A 7,107-nucleotide genomic window follows, 5' to 3' on the forward strand; every position below is an offset into this window, starting at 1 on the left:
GTAGTGTAATTAATTGTTTCATGTTTTTTATTTAGGTATTTACTATTTTAAGTTGATCGCTAAAATAATTATTCTCTTTTAATGCAATATGGATTCATATCAAAAAAGCACAACCCTTTTGAGTTGTGCTTTTCCTGCTAAAACTAAAATCTTCTATTTTATACCTCTTGCTTTTTTAATGGCTTCGTAGGCATCATTGATTTGTTGGAATTTCTCTTTGGCGCCTTTTTGATATTCATCTCCCATTTGGGCCACTTTATCCGGGTGGAACTTGATGGCCATTTTACGGTAGGCTTTCTTTATTTCATCGTCCGTTGCAGCCTTGGTAATTCCTAAAATTTTATAATCGCTGTCTGTATCTCTTTGGAACATGTTTTTCACAGAGGTATAATCACTCGTTCCTACGCCTAATAAGCGAGAAATACGGTTGATTAAATCACTTTCTGCTTTGCTTACACTGCCATCTGCTTGAGCAATTCCGAAAAGGTAGTGGATCAATTGTGTGCGCATGGCAGGCTGCATACGCATGTTAACGTCTCTGCAGATTTCATCTATAGGAATTGAAGGGGTATCTAAAAATTGCTTTAAGGTTTGTAAATGAGTTGTATTGAATTGGTTTCCAAATTGTCTGGAAAAGAATTTTTTTACATAGTTCAACTCTACTTTCAATACTTTACCATCTGCTTTCATTACTGCTGCTGATAAGGCAATTAACATGGTTGGGAAATCGTATTGCTGACTTTGTCTTTGGTAATAGTTAAAGATGTCTTGCGGATTTCCATAGCTTCCCCCGCCAGTACTTGCTCCAGCACCAGCTCTGTTAAAAGCACCTTGAAAGTCGCCATTTTGAAAGGCGTTGAGTTGCTTTTTTAGAACTGGGTAAACATCAGCGATGGCTCCAATGAAGAATCCAAATATCGCCCAACCTATGCTGTATCCAAAAAATAAAAAACCTAATGCTGCAAAAATGAATTTATAATATCCTGTTCCCATAGTATAAAAAAAGGGACGCCGAAACGTCCCTTTCGTGTGTTATATTAATTCTACACTTCGTTTTACGAAGTCGTTTAATTTCTCTCCCTTTAGTAAGCCTTGTGCTAATAAAGCAAGGTCTGCCAATTGTTTGGCTTTGTTTTCTTTTACTGAACTATCAGCTTCTCCCAAAATGTCAGAAATCTTAGGGTGATTGCTGTTAATTACCATGTTGTAAGTTTCAGGGAAAGCACCCATAAATCCAGCACCTCCGTATTTCTGTTGCTCCATCATTCTTCGGATGAATTCTGGTTGTGTCAATACAACTGGAGCGTCTGTTTCAGACATGCTTTCGAATTGTACTTTGTATTTTTCACTGTCTACAACACCTTCAAACACCGGTTTTAAGGCTTCTTCGTCCTCTTTAGAAAGTTTAGAAGGAATATCATCTCCTTTTGCAATTAACTTGTCTAAAGTATCAGCATCTACACGTGCAAAGCTTACATTCTCGAACTTGCTTTCGATGTTAGAAATCCAGTGCGAAACCAATGGACCGTCTAACTCTAATACTTCGTAACCTCTGTCTTTCGCAGCTTGTACAAAGCTGTATTGCTCGTCTTTATTGTTGGTGTATAAGAAAACTGTTTTACCGTCTTTATCAGTTTGAAGATCTTTTACCTTTTCTTTGAATTCTTCAATTGTAAAGTATTTATCTTCTGTTGTTTTTACCATAGAGAAAGCTTTCGCTTTGTCAGCAAATTTCTCATCAGACAAGGTTCCGTACTCAATAAAGATGCGTAAATCTTCGTATTTGCTTTCGAAATCTTCTCTGTCTTTGTTGAACATCTCACGTAACTTATCCGCTACTTTTTTGGTGATGTGAGAAGAGATTTTCTTCACATTGCTATCACTCTGTAAGTAAGAACGAGAAACGTTTAATGGAATATCTGGTGAATCGATAACCCCGTGTAATAAGGTTAAGAATTCAGGAACGATTTCCTCAACACTGTCCGTAATAAATACTTGGTTAGAGTACAAGTTAATTTTGTTACGTTGTACTTCTACGTTTTCCTTAATCTTAGGGAAGTAAAGAATACCTGTTAAATTGAACGGGTAGTCTACGTTTAAGTGAATGTGGAACAAAGGCTGGTCAAAGCTCATTGGGTACAATTCACGGTAGAAAGTACCATAGTCTTCATCTGTTAAATCAGCTGGTTTCTTTGTCCAAGCAGGAGCAGGATTGTTTACTTGATTTGGTACTTCAACACTAATTTGTTTTACCTTATCGTTTTCATCTTTTTCTCCAGAAGGATCGTCCTTTGTTTCTGTTTTCGTACCAAAAATTACTGGAATTGGTAAGAATTTACAGTATTTGTCAAGTATACCTTGGATTCTGGTTTTTTCTAAAAATTCTTTAGACTCTTCAGAAATGTGAAGAACGATTTCTGTTCCTCTGTCTGCTTTGTCAATTTCAGTAATCGTGTACTGAGGATCTCCGTTAGATTCCCATTGAACTGCTTGTGCACCTTCGTAACGCGCTAATGTTCTTATTTGAACTTTATCAGCAACCATAAAGGCAGAGTAGAACCCTAAACCGAAGTGTCCGATAATGTTTTCTGCACCTTCTTTACCTTCGTATTTTTGAACGAATTCTTCGGCTCCAGAGAAGGCAATTTGATTGATGTATTTATCAATCTCCTCAGCTGTCATACCAATACCATTGTCTTTAATGGTTAAAGTTTTAGCTGCTTCGTCTAAAATTACCTCAACTTGTAAGTCACCCATTTCACCGGTGTACTCACCATTGTTGGCAAAGAATTTTAATTTTTGAGAGGCATCAACTGCGTTCGATACTAACTCTCTTAAGAATATCTCGTGGTCAGAATACAAGAACTTTTTAATGATCGGAAATATGTTTTCCGTTTGTACATTAATATTACCCGTTTTCATATATATTAATTTGCGTTGTGTTTGGCTCCTGTAAGTCAATCTTTATGCCAGTGGAGTTCTGCTGACAAATTGACGGTTTTATAAAGTGTAATGCGACAAATTGTAGAAAGTAACAGGTGAAATTTGTCAGATGATAAAGTTTAGATATGTATAAACTTCTCACGAAATGTAATTTTTTGTATTGTTTTTCAGGCTGAAGCTGAGTATTTTAGGTAGTTAAATATGTCGTTATGAAAAAGCTACTACTCATTTGTCTATTTATTCCCTTCTTACCTTTTGCACAAGAAGATACCATTCAAGAATTAGAGGGGGTGGATATCAGTGCCTTTCAGCAAGTAAAATTACCTACGCTTGAGGATGAATACGTCTTGGATTATTTATTCGATGGTGATGATATCGTGCTTTTATCTAAAATAAAGTTAGTGTATGTATTAAGAAGAGTAAATGCCAAATTCGAAGAATTAAGACGTACCACACTTGATCAAAAACCAGAGGGGTTTTATACAGATTGTATGGGGTACCATCATTTATTTACTTCAGATTCTGCCTATCAAATCTATTTCCATGAACATGAAGTTGAATTTTTATATCCCATGCAAAAGGATAAATTTTTATCGCTCCTGTCCAATTGTGTTGGAACAACCGATAAAGGCTTGGTTTATGAAACTTTTTTGAATAAAAATCAAACGCATATGTTTATAGAGTTTGATACGGTGAATGATGTTAATAACCTACTTTATATGTCCAATGATATGGAGAACTATTACAGTTTGCTGGAAGACCAAATCAGACATGAACGAGAGTGGGCGGCAAACATAAATAACTTATCAGCTATGGGGATTAATTTTAATCATATGGTTCTATCGAAAGAGGCTTATGTTCCATTTTTCAACATAGATACAGGTTACGTCATATTAAATCACAAAGAAAACATTGGTATCAAAGGGAGCTCCTTTGAAAGTCAAGAAATATTTGATATCATTTATCACCATAAAGAAAGTTGGGCAGATCATATTATTCAAGCAGAAAATGGCGATGTGTTTTACGCGAAGTTATTGGATGGAGGATTGATAATGGTTCAAGACTTGGGCAATGATTTTAAAGAAGGTGGTAAGCTTACCCACATTCATAAACATACCTTTCCTCAACAAATTAAAATAAAAGATGGCTATCTCTATTACTTGGCAAGAGAACACAAGGAAGATAGTTACATCAAGCTGTGGAAAGTTAAAGTTTAATTTTCTTCACCAAATTCTTTTCCTTCTTATCTTAGTCGCATCTATGGCAAGGAAAAAGCAAAAATACTATGTGGTTTGGGAGGGACATGAACCCGGGATTTATACTTCTTGGGCAGATTGTAAACTTCAGATTGAAGGATATACCAATGCCAAGTACAAAAGCTTTTTAACCAAGGATGAAGCGGAACACGCCTTTGCTGGAAGCTATGAAGAGGTGAAAGGAAAGAAGTCAGGTGCTACCATCTCTCGCGAAGACATGGTTAAACAAGGTATTGAATTAAACTCTATCTGTGTGGATGCTGCCTGTGCTGGTAATCCTGGTAAAATGGAGTACAGGGGAGTATATACAAAAACAGGAGAGCAGCTTTTTATAAAGGGTCCTTATCTAGACGGTACAAATAACGTTGGAGAATTCTTGGCACTTGTACACGGTTTAGCTTTGTTAAAGCAAAAGGGGAGTACCATGCCCATTTATTCAGATTCAAAAATTGCAATCTCTTGGATCAAACAAAAGACCTGTAAAACCAAGTTGGCGAAAACAGAGAAAAATCAACAACTACATCAATTAATTGCACGAGCTGAGCATTGGCTACGCACCAATCAATACTCTACAGAAATTCGTAAATGGGAAACCAAAGTCTGGGGAGAAATACCTGCAGATTTTGGGAGAAAGTAAATACTGCGTCTTAAGCTTTTGGATAAACTTTTTTTAATTTATCTATGATAATTTGTGGGGAGTGAAGCGCATTAGCGGCCTGACTTATTTCTTCAGGACTATATTCACTTTTTAGGATAGTTTCAATTCCTTTTACCCATGCTTCAAGTTTGTTCTCAACCAATACTCTACCTTCCGGAATAGTTACCTCTGGGATGGGGTCGATGTTAGAAATCAAAATAGGTCTTCCCGCCATTTGTGCCTCAACACTTACTACACAAAAGGTTTCTGACCGTGTGCCGTGCATAAAAAAATCACTTTGGTTGAGGAAAGCGTTTATGGCTGCAGGATCTTGAAGTCCTTTAAAATCTATTGTTAAAAAGGTACCACAAAGTGCCAGTAGTTCTTCTTTTATAGTGCAATATCCACAATGTATCAATTGAATGTTTTGCTGATGCTTTTCTGCATAAGAATTCAAAGCTTCAACCATTAGTTTGGGAAGCTTGGTGTTGTATTTGCTATCATTCCAAGTACCTATAGCAATGGCAGTGGGTTGTTTATTGTTTTGCGGGGGGTGAGGAAAGAAATTCTTTTTTGAAATAACATTGGGTACTACTTCTTGGGGGGTAGTAGGAACCAGTTCTGAGATGATTTCTTGAAGCTGTTTAGAAACCGGAAGAATGTATTGTGCTTTTTCCAAGGCTTTTCTATAAGCCCTGCGGGTAATCATCGAATGGAAATAACGCTTGAATTGGGAGTGATGCTCACTGATAAGGTAGGGGGTGTTCGTTTGTGAAGATAGGTATTCTGCCATCACACCATTTGGATGTGTTACATTCGCATGGATTATATCGTATTTCTTGTTTTTTATTGTTTGGAGGACCGTTTTCCATACCAACAGTTTTTGAAGAAAGTAAAAGAGATAAATAAACTTCCAGAACCTTGAACTAATTTCAATCTCTGTATGGAAAGGCTCTATTTGGTGTACTTCCTTCTTAAAAATCTCTTTGCCCGAGTGTATGTTAACGGTAATTAAATCTACCTCGAAGTGTTCTTGGATGAGTTCAAAATGCTTAGCAATAAAAGCACCGTTTTTACTTTTCGCATTGGGATACCAGTGACTTGTAAAAAGAACTTTCATACTTTACTTCTTTTGAGTTAATACTTTCAACTTGGCGATTAGACCGGATCTTTTGACGTAAATGAGAATAATACCTAGCGCTAATAGATTTAAGAAAATACTCATTTGCCAAGTAATATGTACAGTATACTGTAATACGCTGATTAAAGCCAGTCCCAATAAACTAACCAATAGAATCTGACGGAGTGCTTTGGTGATTACTTTCAATTTTAATTTATGCGATACAAAGATCAATTTAAAGATATTGATTACCGATAAACTAATTCCTGTGGCGAGAGCTGCACCAGCAACACCGAACCATTGAATGAAACTATAATTTAAACCAAAGTTGAGCACCGCTAGCACGAAAATGCTGTAGGTAGTGACTTTATAGTATTTAGATAAGTTAATGATTAACCCATTTATACCGGTTGCATTTACTATAAACTGACCCATCCCAAAGAACAAAATTATCCAAAATGAATCTTTTAGGTTTTTAAAGACCAAACCTTCTAACCAATTGATATTAATCAGAAGAAGAGAAAGTAAAATACTGCTCACCAATATCCCGTACTGAGCACTTTGTTGGTACATCTTTTCAATTTCCTTATTCTTGTTCTGTTTCCACCAATTACTCACCATAGAGTACATGATTTGGAACAAAGGACGCAAGGGAATTGAGACCAAGGTTGTTAAATAAATAGCCGTTTTATACTTACCAGATTCCACCTCACCACTGGCCAATAAAGCTCCAATCATAAGAATATCTATGTTGCTAACAAATGAAGAACTAAATCCTGCAACTATCGTGTAAAACCCATATTGGAGATATTCCTTAATCGGCATTCCACGTTTGAAAGCAAAGAGATCTTTTAAGGCAAAAACTTTACTTCTGATCAAATTAAAGAAAGCAAAGAGGAGTACAATTAAATAACTCAATACATAGAGATAAACAAAATCTACAAAGCTCAAGTCAAATAGAAGGTAGATACCTATAGAGGCTGTTTGAATTAAACGCAATAAGAATTCTCTTAAAAAGAACACCTGGGCAGATTTATAGCTAATGATGAGATAAGAGCAAAGTAACTGAAAAAGTGTGTTGAATAGAACAAAGAAGGGGATGGTAAGTAGGAGGGAGAGGTTACTTGTCCAATCCCCGTTATACTTACTAA

General features: G+C 36.2%; 6 protein-coding genes. 2 read left to right on the plus strand and 4 right to left on the minus strand.

The window, feature by feature from the left end; all coding sequences use genetic code 11:
- Positions 1 to 153 precede the first annotated feature (153 nt).
- Both AC22ZQ_RS11215 and htpG read right to left on the minus strand, forming a co-directional pair.
- Positions 154 to 993 (minus strand): TerB family tellurite resistance protein, encoded by an 840-nt coding sequence (locus tag AC22ZQ_RS11215; RefSeq protein ID WP_318958861.1) that lies wholly within the window; start codon positions 991 to 993, stop codon positions 154 to 156.
- 39 nt (positions 994 to 1,032) lie between these two features.
- The gene (gene htpG, locus AC22ZQ_RS11220; protein WP_318958862.1) at positions 1,033 to 2,922 is read right to left on the minus strand and encodes a molecular chaperone HtpG; all 1,890 of its coding nucleotides are present in this window, start codon (positions 2,920 to 2,922) and stop codon (positions 1,033 to 1,035) included.
- A 230-nt stretch (positions 2,923 to 3,152) separates the two neighbouring features.
- On the opposite strand from htpG, the gene AC22ZQ_RS11225 reads away from it, so the two are divergent.
- Both AC22ZQ_RS11225 and AC22ZQ_RS11230 read left to right on the plus strand, forming a co-directional pair.
- Positions 3,153 to 4,160 (plus strand): hypothetical protein, encoded by a 1,008-nt coding sequence (locus tag AC22ZQ_RS11225; protein WP_318958863.1) that lies wholly within the window; start codon positions 3,153 to 3,155, stop codon positions 4,158 to 4,160.
- 43 nt (positions 4,161 to 4,203) lie between these two features.
- Positions 4,204 to 4,836: a ribonuclease H family protein gene (locus AC22ZQ_RS11230; RefSeq protein WP_318958864.1), complete on the plus strand. Its 633-nt coding sequence runs from the start codon at positions 4,204 to 4,206 to the stop codon at positions 4,834 to 4,836.
- Between the two features lie 10 nt (positions 4,837 to 4,846).
- Here AC22ZQ_RS11230 and AC22ZQ_RS11235 read toward each other — a convergent pair whose 3' ends face one another.
- Together AC22ZQ_RS11235 and AC22ZQ_RS11240 are read right to left on the minus strand one after the other, a co-directional pair.
- Positions 4,847 to 5,956 carry a glycosyltransferase gene (locus tag AC22ZQ_RS11235; RefSeq protein WP_318958865.1) on the minus strand — a complete coding sequence of 370 codons (1,110 nt, stop codon included), beginning with the start codon at positions 5,954 to 5,956 and terminating at the stop codon, positions 4,847 to 4,849.
- A 3-nt stretch (positions 5,957 to 5,959) separates the two neighbouring features.
- Positions 5,960 to 7,107, minus strand: a 1,148-nt coding sequence (locus AC22ZQ_RS11240) for a polysaccharide biosynthesis C-terminal domain-containing protein (protein WP_318958866.1), incomplete at its 5' end; no start/stop codon positions are given.

This window comes from Lishizhenia sp. (assembly GCF_057456495.1).

Bases quoted from the DNA above. Each gene is read 5' to 3' on its own strand.
- htpG (WP_318958862.1), bottom strand. From the start codon at position 2,922: ATGAAAACGGGTAATATTAATGTACAAACGGAAAACATATTTCCGATC.
- AC22ZQ_RS11225 (WP_318958863.1), top strand. From the start codon at position 3,153: ATGAAAAAGCTACTACTCATTTGTCTATTTATTCCCTTCTTACCTTTT.
- AC22ZQ_RS11230 (WP_318958864.1), top strand. From the start codon at position 4,204: ATGGCAAGGAAAAAGCAAAAATACTATGTGGTTTGGGAGGGACATGAA.
- AC22ZQ_RS11235 (WP_318958865.1), bottom strand. From the start codon at position 5,956: ATGAAAGTTCTTTTTACAAGTCACTGGTATCCCAATGCGAAAAGTAAA.
- AC22ZQ_RS11215 (WP_318958861.1), bottom strand. From the start codon at position 993: ATGGGAACAGGATATTATAAATTCATTTTTGCAGCATTAGGTTTTTTA.